The sequence below is a fragment of the Streptococcus sanguinis genome, assembly GCF_019929145.1.
Taxonomy (GTDB): domain Bacteria; phylum Bacillota; class Bacilli; order Lactobacillales; family Streptococcaceae; genus Streptococcus; species Streptococcus sanguinis_U.
Genome location: NZ_JAHZOW010000002.1, coordinates 345,694 through 363,894, shown reverse-complemented (window position 1 = coordinate 363,894; position 18,201 = coordinate 345,694). Strand labels below are relative to the sequence as shown.

At 44.2% G+C, this 18,201-nt stretch carries 18 protein-coding genes and 1 other RNA gene; 3 read left to right on the top strand and 16 right to left on the bottom strand.

Going from position 1 to position 18,201, the window contains the following annotated elements; translation table 11 throughout:
- Positions 1-38: 38 nt before the first annotated feature.
- The 3 genes from rpoZ to K1I94_RS07480 form a co-directional block, all read right to left on the bottom strand.
- Positions 39-353 (bottom strand): DNA-directed RNA polymerase subunit omega, encoded by a 315-nt coding sequence (gene rpoZ, locus K1I94_RS07490; RefSeq protein ID WP_002893503.1) that lies wholly within the window; start codon positions 351-353, stop codon positions 39-41.
- Between the two features lie 25 nt (positions 354-378).
- Positions 379-1,011 carry a guanylate kinase gene (gene gmk, locus K1I94_RS07485; RefSeq protein ID WP_223314934.1) on the bottom strand — a complete coding sequence of 211 codons (633 nt, stop codon included), beginning with the start codon at positions 1,009-1,011 and terminating at the stop codon, positions 379-381.
- A 186-nt stretch (positions 1,012-1,197) separates the two neighbouring features.
- A complete protein-coding gene (locus tag K1I94_RS07480) occupies positions 1,198-2,811 on the bottom strand; it encodes a ribonuclease Y (protein WP_002893506.1) in 1,614 nt (537 codons plus the stop codon).
- A gap of 365 nt (positions 2,812-3,176) precedes the next feature.
- Here K1I94_RS07480 and K1I94_RS07475 point away from each other — a divergent pair, with 365 nt between their 5' ends.
- Positions 3,177-3,659 carry an S-ribosylhomocysteine lyase gene (locus K1I94_RS07475; RefSeq protein WP_002893508.1) on the top strand — a complete coding sequence of 161 codons (483 nt, stop codon included), beginning with the start codon at positions 3,177-3,179 and terminating at the stop codon, positions 3,657-3,659.
- A 102-nt stretch (positions 3,660-3,761) separates the two neighbouring features.
- Here K1I94_RS07475 and K1I94_RS07470 read toward each other — a convergent pair whose 3' ends face one another.
- From K1I94_RS07470 to K1I94_RS07450, 5 genes are all read right to left on the bottom strand, one after another.
- Entirely contained in the window at positions 3,762-5,219 is a 1,458-nt protein-coding gene (locus tag K1I94_RS07470) for a cell division site-positioning protein MapZ family protein (RefSeq protein WP_223314933.1), read from the bottom strand.
- 12 nt (positions 5,220-5,231) lie between these two features.
- A complete protein-coding gene (locus tag K1I94_RS07465) occupies positions 5,232-6,386 on the bottom strand; it encodes a THUMP domain-containing class I SAM-dependent RNA methyltransferase (RefSeq protein WP_223314932.1) in 1,155 nt (384 codons plus the stop codon).
- 284 nt (positions 6,387-6,670) lie between these two features.
- Positions 6,671-7,038: RNase P RNA component class B (gene rnpB / locus K1I94_RS07460), an RNA gene on the bottom strand.
- A 22-nt stretch (positions 7,039-7,060) separates the two neighbouring features.
- Entirely contained in the window at positions 7,061-7,423 is a 363-nt protein-coding gene (gene gpsB / locus K1I94_RS07455) for a cell division regulator GpsB (RefSeq protein WP_023917285.1), read from the bottom strand.
- 71 nt (positions 7,424-7,494) lie between these two features.
- Positions 7,495-8,022, bottom strand: coding sequence for a DUF1273 domain-containing protein (locus K1I94_RS07450; protein ID WP_223314931.1), 528 nt, complete (start codon positions 8,020-8,022; stop codon positions 7,495-7,497).
- Between the two features lie 67 nt (positions 8,023-8,089).
- Here K1I94_RS07450 and recU point away from each other — a divergent pair, with 67 nt between their 5' ends.
- Positions 8,090-8,692: a Holliday junction resolvase RecU gene (gene recU / locus K1I94_RS07445; protein WP_002911298.1), complete on the top strand. Its 603-nt coding sequence runs from the start codon at positions 8,090-8,092 to the stop codon at positions 8,690-8,692.
- Positions 8,685-10,823 (top strand): penicillin-binding protein PBP1A, encoded by a 2,139-nt coding sequence (gene pbp1a / locus K1I94_RS07440; protein WP_223314930.1) that lies wholly within the window; start codon positions 8,685-8,687, stop codon positions 10,821-10,823. The genes recU and pbp1a overlap by 8 nt, the downstream gene beginning before the upstream one ends.
- 77 nt (positions 10,824-10,900) lie before the next feature.
- On the opposite strand, the gene pepC is transcribed toward pbp1a, so the two are convergent.
- The 8 genes from pepC to K1I94_RS07400 all read right to left on the bottom strand — a co-directional run bounded on the left by pepC (position 10,901) and on the right by K1I94_RS07400 (position 18,191).
- Entirely contained in the window at positions 10,901-12,235 is a 1,335-nt protein-coding gene (gene pepC, locus K1I94_RS07435; RefSeq protein WP_223314929.1) for an aminopeptidase C, read from the bottom strand.
- A gap of 79 nt (positions 12,236-12,314) precedes the next feature.
- The gene (locus K1I94_RS07430; RefSeq protein WP_223314928.1) at positions 12,315-12,875 is read right to left on the bottom strand and encodes a GNAT family N-acetyltransferase; all 561 of its coding nucleotides are present in this window, start codon (positions 12,873-12,875) and stop codon (positions 12,315-12,317) included.
- Between the two features lie 47 nt (positions 12,876-12,922).
- A complete protein-coding gene (gene nadE / locus K1I94_RS07425) occupies positions 12,923-13,747 on the bottom strand; it encodes an ammonia-dependent NAD(+) synthetase (RefSeq protein WP_223314927.1) in 825 nt (274 codons plus the stop codon).
- Positions 13,744-15,204 carry a nicotinate phosphoribosyltransferase gene (locus K1I94_RS07420; RefSeq protein WP_223314926.1) on the bottom strand — a complete coding sequence of 487 codons (1,461 nt, stop codon included), beginning with the start codon at positions 15,202-15,204 and terminating at the stop codon, positions 13,744-13,746. The genes nadE and K1I94_RS07420 overlap by 4 nt, the downstream gene beginning before the upstream one ends.
- A gap of 107 nt (positions 15,205-15,311) precedes the next feature.
- A complete protein-coding gene (gene trxB / locus K1I94_RS07415) occupies positions 15,312-16,226 on the bottom strand; it encodes a thioredoxin-disulfide reductase (RefSeq protein WP_223314925.1) in 915 nt (304 codons plus the stop codon).
- Positions 16,227-16,291: 65 nt separating this feature from the next.
- On the bottom strand, positions 16,292-16,516 hold the full coding sequence (locus K1I94_RS07410; RefSeq protein WP_002893522.1) for a DUF4059 family protein: 225 nt from the start codon (positions 16,514-16,516) through the stop codon (positions 16,292-16,294).
- Positions 16,517-16,686: 170 nt separating this feature from the next.
- Positions 16,687-17,430: an amino acid ABC transporter ATP-binding protein gene (locus K1I94_RS07405; RefSeq protein WP_002893523.1), complete on the bottom strand. Its 744-nt coding sequence runs from the start codon at positions 17,428-17,430 to the stop codon at positions 16,687-16,689.
- Entirely contained in the window at positions 17,430-18,191 is a 762-nt protein-coding gene (locus K1I94_RS07400) for an amino acid ABC transporter permease (RefSeq protein ID WP_223314924.1), read from the bottom strand. The genes K1I94_RS07405 and K1I94_RS07400 overlap by 1 nt, the downstream gene beginning before the upstream one ends.
- Positions 18,192-18,201: the final 10 nt, after the last annotated feature.

The window sequence follows — 18,201 nt, the reverse complement described above, 5'->3', positions numbered from 1 at the left end:
CGTCATTACAGAAAAAATAAGATTGAGCATCCCCAACCTTAAATCTTCTCACCTTCTTCTTTTTCTTTAGCGATTTGCTCTTTAATCTTGCGTTCTTCTTCTTCTTTACGCAGGCGCTCTTCTTCTGCCCGACGGCGAACTGCCTCGCGCTTGCCTTCTGGATCTGGATGGATAACGACATTGCCAGATTCAATTTCTTCCAAAGCACGAAGAGTGGATTTGACAGACTTGAATTCCTGCGTAGCGGGAGCTCCAGCTTCAAGCTCATGAGCGCGCTTAGCTTCTAAAATAACCAAGGAATATTTTGACGGAACCTTGTCCAGCAAAGTGTCAATAGACGGTTTTAACATCATAATTTTCTACCTAATTTCTAACTTTCTATCGAATAATCGTTTCATTTTTTGGAAGCATGTCCTGATAACGGCCGATAACACGGTCTACTCGGAAATGCTCTGCTTCAATCACGCGCTTGACACGGTCGGCAGCCAGCGGCACCTGATCATTGACAATGGCATAATCATACTCGCGCATAAGGGCAATTTCTTCTTTGGCCTTTTCAATGCGCTGATCAATAATCTCCGCACTGTCTGTCCCACGACCAACCAAGCGATCTTTAAGTTCTTCTAAGTCTGGAGGAGTCAAAAAAATAAAGACGGCATCTGGAACTTTTTTCTTGACTTGCAAAGCTCCCTGAACCTCAATCTCTAGGAAGACATCAATACCTTTATCCAGCGTTTCATTGACATAAGTCAGAGGCGTCCCGTAGTAGTTTCCTACATACTCTGCATACTCCAGCATCTGTCCCTGACGAATCAGCTCTTCAAACTCCTCGCGAGTGCGGAAGAAATAGTCAACTCCATCCACTTCGCCTGGACGCTGCGGACGAGTCGTCATGGATACCGAGTACTGAAATTGGTTATCAGTGCTTTCAAAAATTTCTCGTCTAACAGTCCCTTTTCCTACACCAGAGGGACCAGAAAAGACGATTAGTAAGCCTCGTTCCGTCATCATGTCTCCTTCACAGTCTTTCTATCTAGTGTAACAAAATTAGACTGATATTTCAAGAGGATAGGAAGAAATGTATGTGTCTAGAGTTTTGAGAAAATAGAAAAATAAACAAGCAATCATACAGAAAACAAAATAGAACTACAGAACATTCAAGAAAAAAGCAATCTGTTACCAGACTGCATTTCTTCTTTATTTTGCGTAGTCAACGGCTCGCATCTCACGGATGACTGTTACCTTGATATTGCCTGGGTATTCCAAGTTGTTTTCGATTTTTTCACGAACATCGTGAGCCAAAATCGTAATCTTGTCATCCTTAATCTTGTCCGGCTGAACCATAATCCGGATTTCACGGCCGGCTTGCAAAGCAAAGCTGTTCTTGACACCCTTGAAGCTATTAGCGATTTCTTCCAAATCTTGGAGACGCTTGATATAGCTTTCCAGAGATTCACTGCGGGCACCTGGCCGAGCAGCACTGAGTGCGTCTGCAGCAGCTACGATAACAGCAATGACACTTTCTGCTTCCACATCTCCGTGGTGGCTGGCAATGGTATTAACAACAACTGGATGCTCCTTGTACTTACGAGCCAGTTCTGTTCCGATTTCCACGTGGCTGCCTTCAACCTCACGGTCAATAGACTTACCAATATCATGGAGAAATCCAGCACGGCGGGCTAAATTGGCATTTTCACCAAGCTCAGCAGCAATGATACCGGAAAGTTTGGCAACCTCAATAGAATGCCTCAGGACGTTCTGACCATAAGAAGTACGGAACTGCAAGCGCCCCATGATCTTCATCAAATCAGGATGCAGGTTAGGAGCTCCGATTTCATAAGCTGCGGCTTCCCCGTACTCACGGATGCGATTGTCAATTTCCAGACGGTTCTTCTCAACCAACTCCTCAATGCGAGCTGGGTGAATACGGCCATCTTTCAAGAGTGCTTCCATGGTCATACGAGCAATCTCACGTCGAATCGGATCAAAACCTGAGAGAGTGACTACTTCAGGCGTATCATCAATGATGACATCAATACCAGTCAGACTTTCAAAAGTCCGGATATTGCGACCTTCACGGCCAATAATCCGACCCTTCATACTGTCATCTGGCAGATGCACCGTTGAGTTGGTTTGCTCAGCGACATAATCACCGGCAATACGCTGCATGGCTTGGACCAAGATATTCTTCGCAACCTTGTCAGACCGCTCTTTGATATCTTGCTCCGCATCCCGAATCCTAGTCGCAATCTCTTTAGAAAGCTTGTCCTCGGTCTGCGTCAAAATAATATCACGCGCTTCTGTCTGCGATAGCGAAGCAACTCGCTCCAGCTCTGCCGCCTTCTGCTTTTCAAGTTCCGCTACTTGTTCTTCACGCGCATCAATGTGTTTAGATTTATCTGAGAGACTTTGTTCTTTTTGCTCCAAAGCCTTTTCTTTGTTGCTTAAATTATCGTCTTTGCGGTCAAGGGTAGAAGCGCGCTCTGTCAAGCGGCTTTCGATTTGTTTCAACTCTTGACGTTCAGACTTAAATTCTGCATCAACTTGTTCACGATATTTTCTGGCTTCTTCTTTTGCCTCCAAAAGTGCTTCTTTTTTAAGCGAACTTGTTTCTCGCTTGGCTTCTTTGACAATCAAATCAGCTTCGCGTTCAGCTTGTCCGCGTAAATTGGTTGCTTCTTGTTCAGCATTTAAAAGAGTAAGCTCTGCAGCTTCTTTAGATGATTTCATCTTAGCCGAGACACTTACATATCCAATCACTAAACCAATGATGGCAGCAAAAACAGACATAATTATAGGAAATAGGTCCATGTTTTTACTCCAAATCTATTTAATTGTTGAATTCAAAATTCCATACTATTCTATCACAAATCTAAAAAATTCACAAACCTATTTTTTGAAATTCAAGAAAGCTTTTGTCCAATTTTTACCGACTAAATCTTCAAAGTTTGTAGAAGCCTGAGCACCAAAACTTTTTTCAAGAGATAAGCAAGATTGTTCAAATTTTTCATTCCTTTAAGACGCAAACTTTATTCCCAAATAAAAATTTTTTATGCTATAATCAGAGAAGAAAAGATGCATATGAGACAGGCTTTTTCTTAACTAACAAGACAAACCTATGGCTTGATATCACTAGAAAAACCTTCTCGCACTCACTACATTGTAAAGGAGAAACCATGTCTAAAGAAGTTATCGTTGAAAGCTTTGAGCTGGATCACACCATCGTCAAAGCGCCTTATGTTCGTCTCATCGGAGAGGAAACTGGTCCTAAAGGAGACATCATTTCCAATTTTGATATCCGCTTGGTTCAGCCTAATGAAGATTCCATTCCGACTGCTGGTCTGCATACCATTGAGCATTTGCTGGCTATGTTGATCCGCAAGCGCATTGATGGTATGATTGATTGCTCACCTTTTGGCTGTCGCACTGGTTTTCACATGATTATGTGGGGCCAACACAGCTCCAGCCAGATTGCTCAGGTCATCAAATCCTGTCTGGAAGAAATCGCTGAGTCAACTAGCTGGGAAGATGTCCCTGGAACAACCATTGAATCCTGCGGAAACTACAAGGATCACAGCCTCTTCTCAGCCAAAGAATGGGCTAAACTTATTCTCAGCCAAGGAATCTCAGATGATGCCTTTGAACGCCATGTGATTTAAAACAATAAAAAGTTCTCGAAATCGAGAACTTTTTTTGTGCATGTATAATGAAATCCATCAACAAACTAGAAAGTCAGCTGCTGAAGAAATGTTCAAAGATGACTAGAAATCAAGTGAGTCAGCATGACCTGGTCCATTTCCGACGAAGTAGCCAGTCTTACAGTTGATACTGAAGAGGTAGGTACCGTCTGGCTTGAAGAGGTTATAGTAGCCGTTTCCTTTAATAATATTGACGCGTTCCAGGATATAGTTATCACCAGAAATATAGCCACGTTCACGGGAAGTTTGCAAAATCTTCTCTAGAACGCCAGGATTGAAAGTCCAAGCTGGATTGTTAACGTCATCAATAGCTGCTTGGTTATAAGGGACACGACTGAGGTCTCTCTGCAGATTTACTCCATTGCTTGGAAGACCATAGCCAGAGTATGAGCTGGAAGCCCCTGAACCAGAAGCAGACGAGCTTGAACCGCCGCTTGTACCCGCACTAGAGCCTCCCTGATCAGTAGCAGGAGCTGGTGTTGGCACCTGTTGGCTACGTCCTTGGGCAATCGCTGCCTTTAGAACTTCATCTAGCTTAGCATTGCCACTTGATACATCTGAGAAAGTCGCATTTGTATTGGCCTTGGCTTCCTTATTCAAGACACCGTCAGTGATCGCTCCGCCATCAAACTGTGAATTGACACTCTGGATAGCCGAAATCTGCTTGACCAAGGAATCATACTTGCTCTTGGCTGCATCATAGTCTTTGCTGCCTTTTAGCTTTTCAAGTAAGGTTTTTAATTTTTCCAAGTCACCAAATTTACTGTTTTTGACAGCTGTTTGATTGCTATCTGTGAAGAATGCAGCATACTCATCATTAAAGGACTTCAAATCCTTGGCAATATTATCAGAGCTAGAGGAAGACGAGCTCTTTTTGCTGGACTGCGATGTTGAAGAACTGGAGCTTGTAACGGTCTTGTGTCCCCAATTATGCCCCAGAGCAAAGTAAAGCCCTGTGCCCGCTACAGCAATCCCTAAAAGTCCTAAGACTGGATAAAGGAAAGCTTTTTTCTTGTAGAAAGGCGTCTTAGAAACCTGTAATTCCTTCTCATCAAGCGGTTCTGGAATAGGACCGTAAGATGTCTTTTGAACGGGAGCGGCAGGAACCGCATCTTCCTGCTCTGAGCGTTGACTGCGAGAACCTAAGGGGTTTGGAGCTGCTTCTGGCTCACTTGCTGTCTCAGTGGCTGTCAACTGAGCTGCTGGAATCTCCTGCTCACTTTCAACCTCTTGCCGTCTTTCTTTGATGAAATCGGTCAAATCAGAAGTGGCTTGCTCAGCTTGAGCCGCTTCCTGCTCCTGCAGCTTTCTGATTTTCTGGGTTTCAAATTTTCCAGCTTCGATTTCCTGACGGTGCTGCTTGATGTACTTATCCAGCACATTGTCGCTTTCATTCACACCGGCTTCCAGCTCCTCTTTCTTACGAGTGGCTTGGCCGACTGTCATTTCCTTAGCCTCTTCAAAATCAAGGACCGACTCTTTCTTTTCTTCTTCCGGTGAGTAGTTTTCTTCTTTCGTCACGGCAAATCCTTTCTAATCTAACTGACGTTTGACCCGCTGGCCAAAATACTGATATAAATCAACTTTTAAAGTTCCATTATAAAGTTTGCGTTTTTTATCGGCCTGACTGCCATATTTGCTTTCAAAAGCTTCATCGCTAGTCAGGATAAACTTGCTCCAAGTTTTGAGCGGAGCAAAGGTTTCTCCCATCTCCTGATAAAGACGAGTCACAGCCTCATCATCTAGGAGGCGCTCCCCGTATGGCGGATTAGAGATAATCACACCATTAATCTTATCTGTATGCAAATCCTGCAGACGCATCTGCTTGAAGTGAATCTGCTCTGCAACTCCTGCTTGCTCAGCGTTTTTTCGAGCTAGCTCTACCATACGGCCATCGATATCCGAGCCAGAAATATCCAGCTGAATGGTCTGATCAATCTGACTGAGTGCAGTCGAGCGAGCCTGTGCTACCAAGTCTTTATCTACCCAATTCCAGTCTTCAAAGGCAAAGGAACGATGGAGTCCCGGCGCCATCTTCATCCCTATCATAGCAGCCTCGATACAAAAAGTACCAGAGCCGCAAGTCGGATCAATCAAAGGCTTATCTGGATACCAATTGGACAGGAGTAAAATGGCCGCTGCCATATTTTCCTTAATCGGTGCACCGCCTTTATCGACACGATAGCCACGTTTGAAGAGGCTAGACCCTGTTGTATCAATCATGACCGTCGCTACATCTTTTAGAATAGAAACCTCTATCCTAAACTCAGCTCCATTTTCCTGCAAAGGAACCCCTTCCGGACGTGCATAATGCTTCTGCAGCTTCTTGACAACCGCCTTTTTAGAAATAGCCTGAACGCTAGGCTCATTGTGAAGTTTTGACTTGACGCATTTGGCCTTGGCAATAGGAAATTTAGCTCCCAGCGGTAGATAATTCTCCCAATCCAGAGCAAAAACTCCCTGAAAGAGCTCTTCGAAAGTCTTGGCTGGAAAACTGCCAACTACAATCTTAATCCGATCGGCCGCGCGCAACCAGAGATTGGTTTGAATAATGGAACTGACATCACCCTCAAAGCGAACCCGGCCATTTTCGACCTGACAATCAAGTCCCAGCTCTCTGATTTCACGGCCGACGACAGCTTCTAGCCCTGCCGCTGCGGTCGCAATTAAATTAAATTTTTCTTTCATCTCGGCTTTTAAATGGATTCCAATCTATACAAACAAAGGGAGTGAGACAAAAATCGTGATTTCGTCACATCGATTTTCCTCACTCTCCCTTTTTAAATTTTGGGCTGAGAAGGTTTCACTGCCATTTATCAATTAGCTCATTCCTTGAAATGTCCATCAGACAAATGAAGCAACAGCTAGTTGAACTTGGCAGAGAATAGAGCGCTCAGCCACTCTCTTGCTATTCTATTATAAAATTTAAAGAGGACAGGACTTGACGTCCCAGCCTCAGCCTATATGCAATTTTCTGTAAGCCATGTTTTGTTCCGGAAATGACTAGGTACCATTTCCTTCGATAATCATCTGTCTACTGTTTCCAGTCAGAGTGCTATGTTCGCTTCCACGCACTCCATGCCCCGACCAAAGTTTGGGTTGCTAGCTTGAGGGGTTTACCGCGTTCCACTTCTTCTGTTTCCAAAAGAACTACGTCACTGTGGCACTTTCAGACCTAATCAGACATATCAAAAGACTTAGCCCTTTCAGTCGCCGTAACGGAAAAATCCGTCCCTAGGCTTATTTCTTCGCCTAGCACAAACACTACCGGCATCACAGCCAGTGCTAGCATGGACTTTCCTCATGAAAATCTAAAATTTCCACGCGATTATCCAAAAATTGCACTGTTCTAAAAAGAACCATTATTCACGATCCAGAATTTGTTTCCCGAATACTTCCTTTTCAAGACGGTTCAAGCGCTTCAAGATATCAAAATTAGTCGCAGAAGTCATCTGAGGGAAGCTTTCTGCAGTTGACTGAGTCGCTTGTGTTGATTGGACAGGCTGAGTCGGCTGAACCGGTGCTTTTTCAACCGGCTTCGCAGCTAACTCTTCCTTGAGACGGCGATTTTCCTCACGCAGCTCCTTTACCAAGGCTGCGTAAGTCTCATAATCTTTGATAATATCATCCAAAAACTCATCCACTTCGGACTTACTATAGCCGCGTACTTCGCGCTTAAAATCCTGATCAAAAATATCTTTTGCTGTAAAAATAATACTTGCCATCTTCTCTCTCCAATCTAGTTTATCATATTCAATTATAAACAAAATGCACTATAAAAATCAAGATTTATCATCTAATTTCCCGAAAAATTTTCGGCCACTTCATTCAGGTCATCAAATGTTAATTTTTTGATAAAATATTGTTCTTGTTTTTTCATTTCTTGGTAAAGATATTTCAATTTTGTCTCCTGCTCTTCATCGTAAAAGAGGTAGGCTCCATCTGTATTTTGAATGATGAATTGATTGTAATCACGAAACTGACTTGGATTTTGGTAGGTCGGATAAGCATACTTGACAAAATCGGTTTGCTTAAAAGCAGCTAATTTTGCTTGATTGGCTTCATTCCAATTTTCACCTTGATTCTCAAAGAGAAAGATGGTTGCCGTCTGAAATTCATAGTCTTTTTTCAATTCATTAGCTAGATCCAAAACCCAAGACTCGAAGCCCAGATTGCCCATAAAAACTAGCCAATCTACTCCTTCTTCCAAAAAACGGATTAAATCCCTCTTAGCGGCTTCTTTTATGATATTTATTCTCATATCTTTTTCCGTCGAAACGCCGATTTCAAAGGCTTTGTAGCCTGTTATTAGTAGACTGGTCATTTATTCTCCCTTAAAAAAGTTTTTTGTGGTATAATAGAGTGATGCTATTGTACCAATAAGGAGTTTTATGGTCAACTATCCGCATAAGCTAAAGGCAAAAAGCAGTATCAATAGGCCCGTTCCCGGCATGATTAACTTTGCCAATCGTGGGATGTCTTTTGAAAAGATGATTAACGAATCCAACAGCTACTATCTAAGCAGAGGACTCGCTGTCATCCATAAAAAGCCTACCCCCATCCAGATTGTCAAGGTTGATTATCCGCACCGTAGCCGAGCCAAGATTGTAGAGGCTTACTTTCGGCAAGCTTCCACAACAGACTATTCTGGTGTCTACAAGGGCCATTATATTGACTTTGAAGCCAAGGAAACCCGACAGAAAAAATCGATGCCCATGAAAAATTTTCATTCGCATCAGATTGAGCATATGGAGGCAGTCCTTGAGCAAAAGGGCATCTGTTTTGTCTTACTGCATTTTTCCAGCTTAAGGGAGACTTACCTACTTCCCGCTTCTTATTTAATTGAGTTTTACAAGATCGACAAGGGAGGGAAGTCCATGCCTCTAACTTACATCCAAGAGCATGGTTATCCGATTGAAATGCAACAGCTTCCCAGCATCCCTTATCTTGAAATTATCGAACAAAAACTACTAGGTGGTATTATAAATGAATAAACAAACTCTTATGCAGGCTTTGAAATATCTTGCAAGTGCACTTATAACCCTGCTTATGATTGGATTCGTGATTGGCTGTTTAGTATTTACCTACTATGCGGTCAAGGCTCCTAAGCTTTCTGAAAAAGACCTGATCGCGACCACATCCAGTAAGATTTTTGACAGCAATAATAATTTGATTGCGGACCTAGGCGCCGAAAAGCGGGTCAATGCTGAAACAAGTGAAATTCCTACGGATTTGGTCAACGCCATTGTCGCCATTGAAGACCATCGCTTCTTCAATCACCGCGGAGTGGACTTTATTCGGATTGCAGGTGCTCTTGTTAGCAACATCCGCGGAGGTCGTCAAGGGGGATCAACTCTGACCCAGCAGTTGATTAAGCTGTCCTATTTCTCAACTTCTTCTTCAGACGCGACCCTTTCACGTAAAATCCAAGAAGCTTGGCTGGCCGCTCAGCTTGAGCGTAAAGCAACCAAGCAGCAAATCTTGACCTATTATGTCAATAAAGTCTACATGTCCAACAGTAACTACGGTATGCAAACAGCAGCCCGAAGCTACTATGGCAAGGACCTAAAAGACTTAAGCTTACACCAAACGGCTCTGCTGGCAGGTATGCCCCAAGCACCTAACCAATACGATCCTTACACTCACCCAGAGGCTGCGACCAACCGACGTAATCTGGTACTTCATGAGATGCATGATCTCAAATACATCACAGATGAGCAGTATGAGCAAGCTAAGAATACTCCTGTAACCGATGGACTTCAAAGCTTGAAAGCTTCCACTAGCTATCCTGCTTACATGGACAATTATCTTAAGGAAGTAATTGAACAAGTAGAAGAAGAGACTGGCTACAATGTCCTGACAACTGGTATGGAAGTCTATACAAATGTCAACACTGATGCCCAAAAGAAACTCTGGGATATTTACAACACAGGAGACTATGTAGCTTATCCAGATGACGAAATGCAGGTTGCCTCCACTGTTATGGATGTGCAAACTGGTAAAGTCATTGCCCAGCTCGGTTCTCGTAACCAATCTACCAACGTATCCTTTGGTACCAACCAAGCTGTTGAAACCAACCGTGACTTCGGTTCAACAATGAAGCCAATCACCGATTATGCTCCAGCTCTTGAAAATGAAGTCTATACCTCAACTGCTGCTCCTATCACGGATGCTCCATATAACTTCCCGTATTCCAGCACACCAGTCTACAACTGGGATAAGAAATACTATGGCGGGATGACGATTCAATACGCTATTCAGGAATCCCGTAACGTTCCTGCCGTGAAAACGCTGGAAGCCGTTGGTCTGGACGAGTCCCTCAAGTTCCTAAATCGTATTGGAATTAATTATCCTGAAATGTTCTATGTTAATGCCTTTTCAAGTAATACCAGCAAATCCGGCAACGAATACGGAGCCAGCAGTGAAAAAATGGCTGCTGCCTATGCAGCCTTTGCCAATGGTGGTACTTACTACAAGCCTCAGTATGTCAATCGTGTCGTCTTCAGTGACGGAACAGAGAAGACCTTCTCCAACAATGGTTCCAAGGCTATGAAGGAAACGACAGCCTACATGATGACCGACATGATGAAAACAGTCTTGCAGTCTGGTACAGGTACAAACGCTGCTATTTCTGGTGTTTATCAAGCCGGTAAGACTGGAACCTCCAACTATGCTGACGATGAATTAGCTAAGTTGACCAAGCCTTACTACTACTCTAGCATTGTCACACCAGACGAGCTCTTCGTTGGTTACACGCCTAAGTATTCAATGGCTGTTTGGACCGGCTACTCTAACCGCCTGACACCAATCCTTGATGACGGGGTTAAGGTAGCAACAGATGTCTACCGCGAAATGATGCTTTACCTAGCTCAAGATGGCTCAGCTTCAGAGGATTGGGAAATGCCAGATGGTCTCTACCGCAGTGGCTCTTATGTCTACCTCAACAGTGGTACTGGCTATAACCGTTACTACAATAACCAGCAGTACTATAACTATTCTAGCTATAGCAGTTACAGTACAGAAGCTAGCTCTGACACATCAGCTTCCAGTGAGCATTCTGGTGATTCAAACAATAACTCTTCTAGCCACAATGACTCCTCTTCCGGTAACGGTGGAGATGACTAGAGTGACGAAGATTAGAACACAAATTAAAAGAGTAAGAATGAAAAATTCTTACTCTTTTCTTATTCTCTCATCAAAGCTTACTTTGCCAAAGCCCCCATGGGATCCCACGGAGCCAAGACAATAGGCTCTGCTTCATATGCTGCTAATTCTGTGGCTGTCAGAAACTCTTTACGGACGACGATTTGATAGGTATACTCGTCCATCCAAGCGTCAGAGGCTACGAAATAGCCCTTGTTACCAACCTTTTCGCCCCAGGAGTTTTCGACCTTCCATTTCTTAGCCTTGCCATTTTCATCCAAGTCCACTCCTGTCAAGACCATGGCGTGGGTCATGAGGCTTTCGCTATAGTCCAAGCGGCCAGCCTTATCCTGAGTTAGTCGAATATCCATGCTAGCAGTGAAATCGTGCATCCCCTCTGCCATAACACCTGCCTTGCGATTGCTAGACTGACCAACATCCGAGCCAAACCAAACGGTCTCGCCAGCCTGCATTTGCGCAATAGCCAGCTCTTTTAGTCGGTCCATTTCAACATTCAAATAACGAACGGGCTTACTTCCAACGACATTTCCCAACATCTCAACCGTATAGGACCGACCATAAGGCTTGTCTGCAGTCGGGGCATTGATGATAGAGACATAGTCTTCTAGCTTAAGATCGACATATTTTTGATAGAAAGTCAGAGGTGTCAATCCGCTCTCGCTGTGGAAATGATTGTCCTTATCTCGATAAGAAAAGTCAAACTGGCGAGGCGGCAAGCCTAAGTTCATAGCTAGGAAGTTAAAGACTTCCTGGAGAAGTTCTTCTTTCTTGGCCTGAAGTTCAGCAGAGTTTGCACCCTCTGACACTAATTCTCGCAAAATCTGCGCATCCTGACGTAGGAGTTTATTAAGAATCTGATTGAGCTCACGGCTGTTGCTGGATGAGATAGACTCCGGGTAGACTGACTTGGGCACGACACCATATTTTTCAAAGAGGGAAACAACCATATCCCACTGACCGCCATCCTGCTGTGGCGTATCTAAGAGAAACTTGACCTTACGGCTGGTCAATTCTTGGTCAGCTGTCGCAATCACCTGCTCCAAGAACCAGTTGGATTTTTCATATTTATCCCAAAAGAAGGTATGGGCCTGAGATAGCTCAAAATCCTCCAGTTGGAAACCAGCAATCATCTTGTGACGGAAAGTATTAAGAGCTGCAAACATCCAACAGCGTCCAGATGCTTTCTGGTCACTGACCTTGTCCTTAGTAAGATCCAGTGAAAAGACAGGTGTGTTTTCCACAGCAGCGCTTCGCTTCTCTAAGGAAGCCAAAAGGCCATTGTGGCTGATGGCATTTTCAATTGCTGCAAACTTGGGATTGGCCTCATAAGCAGCATACAACTTATCTGTAAAATCTTGTTCTAACGAATTCATAGAATCCTCCTTGTCATTATACATCTATTATAGAACTTTAAAAAAGGAGCGCAAGTAAAAAGGCTGGACAAGAGAAGTCCTAGCCTTTTTCTAAATCGGATTTTAGGATGCCATAGACGGAAAAATCTTTAACTTGTCCTTTATGAAATACAGCCTGACGGAAAGTTCCTTCGTAGCTCATGCCAGCTTTGGCCATGACACGTCCCGAAGCTGGATTAGCTGTTACAAATCTTGCTGTGACACGATTGAAACTTGCGTCTTGCAAGAGGTAGATTAAAACAGCTTTCAAAGCTTCTGTCATCAGCCCCTGCCCCCAATAGTCTTTACTTAGAATGTAACCGACCTCGCAAGCATTAACTGCCTCATCCATGTCCACCACACTGATGTCACCGATTACAGAATCAGGTTTTCCCTTCAGGCAGATGGCCCACTTGTAAAAATCCATGTTTTGATAATTCTCAATCCAGCGAGCAATGGATTGTTTGGTGACTTCAGGACTCTCATGAGCATACCAGGTCACATGCAGCAAATTATCCGGACGAGAAGCCCAGTTGTCATACATAGCTTGAGCATCCGATTCCAGAAAAGGTCTTAGTAAAAGACGTTTGGTTTCAATGGACTGTGTACCTATCTTTTTCATAGCTTCCTCATTTCTTGGCTCGAACTAAAAAGATTCGATAGAGATTTTCACTTCCAAAATTCATCAAAAACTGTAATCGGCAAATGCCGTTTATGCTGGCCTTTATGCCACCAAGATTCGATAGTTTCTTGGGCTTGGGCTGAGACGGACTTGCCTTCGAGGTAGTCGTCAATTTCATTATAGGTCACGCCCAGAGCGACTTCATCCGCAATCCCAGGTTTTTCTTCTTCCAAATCAGCCGTGGGCACCTTTTCATAGAGAGCCGGATCTGCTCCCAAGGCGGCCAAAAGCTGCTTGCCTTGACGTTTATTGAGACGGTAAAGTGGTAAGATATCTGCTCCGCCATCCCCAAACTTGGTGAAAAAGGCGGTGACATTTTCTGCTGCATGATCGGTTCCAATGACAGCTCCACTGTATGAACCGGCCAAAGCATACTGGGCAATCATACGGCTGCGGGCCTTGATATTGCCCTTGTTAAAATCAGAGACTTTGGCACCCGTTGCCTCCACAGCCTTTGTCATAGCATCAGCTGATTCCTTGATATTGACTGTCAAACTGACATCAGGCTGGATAAAGGCCAGAGCCTTTTGGGCATCATCTTCATCTGCCTGAACACCATAAGGCAGGCGGACAGCGATAAAGCGATAGCCATCATCACCAGTCTCAGCCCGCATTTCCTCTACAGCTAGCTGGGCCAAACGGCCAGCCAAGGTCGAGTCCTGACCACCAGAAATTCCCAGAACATAACTTTTCAAAAAAGGATGCTTTCTTAGATAGGCCTTGAGAAAGTCCACCGACTTGCGGATTTCTTCCTCCGGGTCAATGATTGGTTTGACGCCCAGTTGAGCGATGATTTTTTCTTGTAGGCTCATTTTTCTGCTCCTGTTTGGTAGGCTTTCTTACGCATCTGGTCAATCAAGTCCATCTTATCCTGCCAGATATCTCTAGCCAGGTCAACTGGATAATCCTGTGGATTAAGAACCCGCTTGTACTCATCCCAAAGTTTATCAAATTCCTTACGGGCATAGGCTTGAATCTCGGTCAGGCTCGGCTGATTATAAACCAAATTCCCTTCTTGGAAAATATCCACCAAAAGCGGTACGGCATCAAAATTTTTGACCCTTTTATTGATGTAGGTATAGGTAGGATGGAACATTTCCAGCTCTTCCAAGCTATTGACATCAATGCCATCATAGGTAATGTAGTCTCCCTCGGACTTCTCTTTTTCGCGGCTGGTAATACGCCAAACCTGCTTCTTACCTGGTGTAGAAACTTTTTCGGCATTATTGGACAGCTTGATGGTATTGCGCAATTCTCCATTCTCATCTTCAATAGCAACAATCTTATAAACTGCTCCTAAAGCCGGCTGGTCGTAGGCCGTAATGAGCTTGGTTCCCACACCCCAGACATCAATCTTAGCTTTTTGCATTTTCAAGTTGAGAATGGTATTTTCATCCAGATCATTGGACGCATAAATCTTAGCATCAGGGAAGCCAGCTTCATCTAATTGCTGCCGAACCTTCTTAGAAATATAGGCAAGGTCTCCCGAATCAATGCGGACTCCCAGAAACTTAATCTTGTCTCCTAGCTCACGCGCCACCCGAATGGCTGCCGGAACACCTAGGCGCAATGTATCGTAGGTATCTACTAGGAAAACACAGTTATGATGAGTCTCAGCGTAAGCTTTAAAGGCTTCATAATCATTTCCATAGACTTGAACGAGAGCATGGGCATGCGTTCCCAAGACTGGAATATCAAAGAGCTTGCCAGCCCGAACATTGCTGGTACCGTTCGCTCCGCCAATCACCGCAGCCCTGGTCCCCCAAATAGCAGCATCCATTTCCTGTGCTCGGCGCGTACCGAACTCCATCAGAGGCTCATCCTCGATGACAGAACGTATACGGGCTGCCTTGGTGGCAATAAGCGTCTGAAAATTAACGATATTGAGCAGAGCAGTCTCAACCAGCTGACACTGAGCCAGTGGACCTTCCACCTGCACGATTGGCTCATTGGCAAAAACCAAATCACCTTCCTGAACAGACCTTACAGTCAGGCTCATCTTGAGATTTCGCAAATAATCCAGAAACTCTCCGTGATAGCCCAAGGATTGCAAATAATCTAAATCGCTCTGGCTGAATGTCAGATTATTGAGATAGGAAATAATTCTTTCCAAGCCCGCAAAAACCGCGTAGCCGTTATTGAAAGGATTTTTACGGAAAAAAACTTCAAAAACTGCACGCTTCTTGTGAATATTTTGCTTGAAATAAACCTGCATCATGTTGATTTGGTACAAATCAGTGTGCAGCGTTAAACTATCATCTGGGTACATCTTCTTGCTCCTTTATGCTAGATACCTTTTATTATATCATAATTCCAAAAAAGCTAAGCAAATCCTGTCAACTCACTTGAATAGACACACTTGCTTAGCTTATATTTTTATGCTTGTTCTGTAAGATATTTGTAGGCTTCCTGACTGGCAATGGCACCATCGCCAACAGCCGTCGTAATCTGGCGTAGGTCTTTCTGGCGAACATCACCAACAGCGTAAATGCCTGCTACTGACGTTTTCATCTGATGGTCCGTCAGAATCCAGCCAGCCTCATCAGTGATACCCAAGTCCGCAGCAAATTCACTAACAGGATCTAAGCCAACATAGATAAAGATACCACCAAACTCTGCCTGACTAAGCTCACCTGTCTTGACATTCTTGAAGGTTACACCAGTCACCTTACGCTCATCACCATGGATACTTTCCACTACAGAATCCCAGACAAAGCGAATCTTTTCGTTGGCAAAAGCACGATCCTGCAGCACTTTTTGTGCTCGCAGCTCATCGCGACGGTGAACAATGGTCACACTTTTTGCAAAGCGCGTCAGGAAAATAGCCTCCTCTACAGCCGAGTCACCACCACCGACAACCAGCAGATCTTCATCACGGAAGAAGGCGCCGTCACAGACCGCACAGTAGGAAACCCCGCGGCTGTTGTAGTCTTCCTCACCAGAAACCCCCAGATGACGATGATTAGCACCAGAAGCAATGATGACTGTTTTAGCTTCAAAACGCTCATCTTCAGTAATGATTTCCTTGAAATCACCTCGGTCTTCAATTTTTTCTACTAGGCCAAATAGATGTTCAACACCTAGATTCTCAAGAGGCTCAAACATTTTCTCTGCTAGCTCAGGACCACTGATATTGGCATAGCCTGGATAGTTTTCAATGTCAGCAGTATTGTTCATCTGACCACCAGGAATACCACGCTCCAGCAGGGCAACTTTTAGGTTACTGCGGGCTGCATAGAGGGCAGCTGTCATGCCGGCAGGCCCAGCTCCAATAATAATTGTATCGTACATAACTCTTCTTTCTCCTTGTTGTAACTAGAATTATTCTAACAACTTTTCTACAGTTTTACAAGCATTTAAGCTTTTAGGACAATGAGCAGGCCCAACGTCGCAAAAGACAGGACTGGAATCGTCATAATGACAATCAAAAGGACATCGTACAGATGGCTCTGGCGCTCCTTGGCTGTCTTGTCCTTGCGGCGAATCATCCGCAGTCCAATCCATAAACCCGCAATAATCCCTACACCGACTGCTGTATAAAGCAGACTCTCGATATAAAGTGCAAATATTTGATCTAACATGTCAACTCCTCAAAGGTCAATCAGCCTCATAGTGTAAAGAAAGGGAACAACTCCAAATTTAGCCGTCAGCAAAAACACCCACTAGACAAGAAAGCCTGCTCCACAGCACGCTGAGACTGAAAACAAACTCAGCTGGTCTAGCCAACTGAGCCTTCACTGTCTCTATTATATCAAATATAGGTCCGTTTGTAACTAGCAAAAAATTCCTTGGTTCTTTCTTCCTTTGGATGATGGATAATTTCATCTGGTGTCCCAGACTCTATGATTTTCCCCTTGTCCAAAAAGAGTACTCTATCCGCAACCTGAGCGACAAAGGACATATCATGACTGACCAGAATCATGGTCTGGCCAGACTTGGCTGCATCAGCGATTGATTTCTCTACTTCTCCGACCAACTCGGGATCCAAGGCTGAGGTCGGCTCGTCTAGCAAAAGAACATCTGGATTCATAGCCAAAGCCCTTGCTAAGGCAACCCGCTGCTTCTGACCGCCTGACAAATGTCTAGGATAGTGATTTTCTCGGTCTGACAAGCCAACTTTTGCTAATTCTTCCTTGGCTATCTTAGTCGCTTCTTGGTCTGACAGTTTCTTAACTACCAGCAGACCTTCCTTAACATTTTCCAGAGCTGTCCGGCGGGAAAAGAGATTAAACTGCTGAAAGACCATGGCTAGCTTGCGGCGCAGTAGCAAAATCTCATCTTTGGAAATTCTTGAAAAATCCACTTTGAAGCCGTCAATAGTAATCTTTCCGCTATCAGGCTGTTCCAGATAGTTGAGGCTGCGGAGGAAGGTTGACTTCCCAGCACCTGAAGAGCCAATCAAAGCCACTACTTCACCTTTTTGAATGTCCAAACTGAGATCATCCAGAACCTTTTGACCTGAAAAAGTCTTACTTAAATGTGAAATATTAATCATCAGATTCCTTCTCCTTCTGCTTGCTGAAGCGATTCAAATTTATCCGGCTGTTTGATATCCATCATCTTTTCGATCCATCGGCCAAGCTGCTCAATGAGAATATTGACTGCCCAATAAATCAGCGACACCGAGATAAAACGCTCAAAGTAACGGTAGTCAGCCCCCGCGATGGCCTGCGCCTTGGCAAAAATTTCCACTACACCGGCACTAAAGGCCAGAGATGTTCCCTTGGTTAAGCCAATCAGGGAATTAATCAGACTAGGTGTGGCCACTACTGCTGCATTGGGGATAATGACACGCATATAAACCTGCTTGTTGGTCATCCCTAAGCTGCGAGCAGCCTCGATTTCTCCCGGATCTACGGACAAGATTGCAGCCCGGATAGTCTCACTGGCATAAGCCGCTTCGTTGAAAGCAAAGGCAACAATCGCAAAGACAGACGCTGGAATCTCGTTGATATTAAAGCTTGTACCATACTTCTGATTGATGGCCTTGAGCAATAAAGGAATCCCAAAATAGGTCAGCATGAGCTGGACCAGAAGAGGTGTTCCTCTCAGAAAGCTGACAAAGAAAGCCTGAATCGGATACAGGACTTTAACCCGATTAATCTTGACGATAGCAAAAACCATGGCAAGCAGAATACCAAAGACTGCACCACCCGCTGTCAAGAGAAGGGTGATTGGCAGATTTTGCAAAATGCCGGGAATAGCCTCAAAAACAGCCCTTAAACTAAATAATTTACCATCTGGAAGTAGAGGCATTAATGAATTG

Coding starts and splice junctions, on each gene's coding strand:
- rpoZ (WP_002893503.1), bottom strand. CDS start 353: ATGATGTTAAAACCGTCTATTGACACTTTGCTGGACAAGGTTCCGTCA.
- gmk (WP_223314934.1), bottom strand. CDS start 1,011: ATGATGACGGAACGAGGCTTACTAATCGTCTTTTCTGGTCCCTCTGGT.
- K1I94_RS07480 (WP_002893506.1), bottom strand. CDS start 2,811: ATGGACCTATTTCCTATAATTATGTCTGTTTTTGCTGCCATCATTGGT.
- K1I94_RS07475 (WP_002893508.1), top strand. CDS start 3,177: ATGTCTAAAGAAGTTATCGTTGAAAGCTTTGAGCTGGATCACACCATC.
- K1I94_RS07465 (WP_223314932.1), bottom strand. CDS start 6,386: ATGAAAGAAAAATTTAATTTAATTGCGACCGCAGCGGCAGGGCTAGAA.
- gpsB (WP_023917285.1), bottom strand. CDS start 7,423: ATGGCAAGTATTATTTTTACAGCAAAAGATATTTTTGATCAGGATTTT.
- K1I94_RS07450 (WP_223314931.1), bottom strand. CDS start 8,022: ATGACCAGTCTACTAATAACAGGCTACAAAGCCTTTGAAATCGGCGTT.
- recU (WP_002911298.1), top strand. CDS start 8,090: ATGGTCAACTATCCGCATAAGCTAAAGGCAAAAAGCAGTATCAATAGG.
- pbp1a (WP_223314930.1), top strand. CDS start 8,685: ATGAATAAACAAACTCTTATGCAGGCTTTGAAATATCTTGCAAGTGCA.
- pepC (WP_223314929.1), bottom strand. CDS start 12,235: ATGAATTCGTTAGAACAAGATTTTACAGATAAGTTGTATGCTGCTTAT.
- K1I94_RS07430 (WP_223314928.1), bottom strand. CDS start 12,875: ATGAAAAAGATAGGTACACAGTCCATTGAAACCAAACGTCTTTTACTA.
- nadE (WP_223314927.1), bottom strand. CDS start 13,747: ATGAGCCTACAAGAAAAAATCATCGCTCAACTGGGCGTCAAACCAATC.
- K1I94_RS07420 (WP_223314926.1), bottom strand. CDS start 15,204: ATGTACCCAGATGATAGTTTAACGCTGCACACTGATTTGTACCAAATC.
- trxB (WP_223314925.1), bottom strand. CDS start 16,226: ATGTACGATACAATTATTATTGGAGCTGGGCCTGCCGGCATGACAGCT.
- K1I94_RS07410 (WP_002893522.1), bottom strand. CDS start 16,516: ATGTTAGATCAAATATTTGCACTTTATATCGAGAGTCTGCTTTATACA.
- K1I94_RS07405 (WP_002893523.1), bottom strand. CDS start 17,430: ATGATTAATATTTCACATTTAAGTAAGACTTTTTCAGGTCAAAAGGTT.
- K1I94_RS07400 (WP_223314924.1), bottom strand. CDS start 18,191: ATGCCTCTACTTCCAGATGGTAAATTATTTAGTTTAAGGGCTGTTTTT.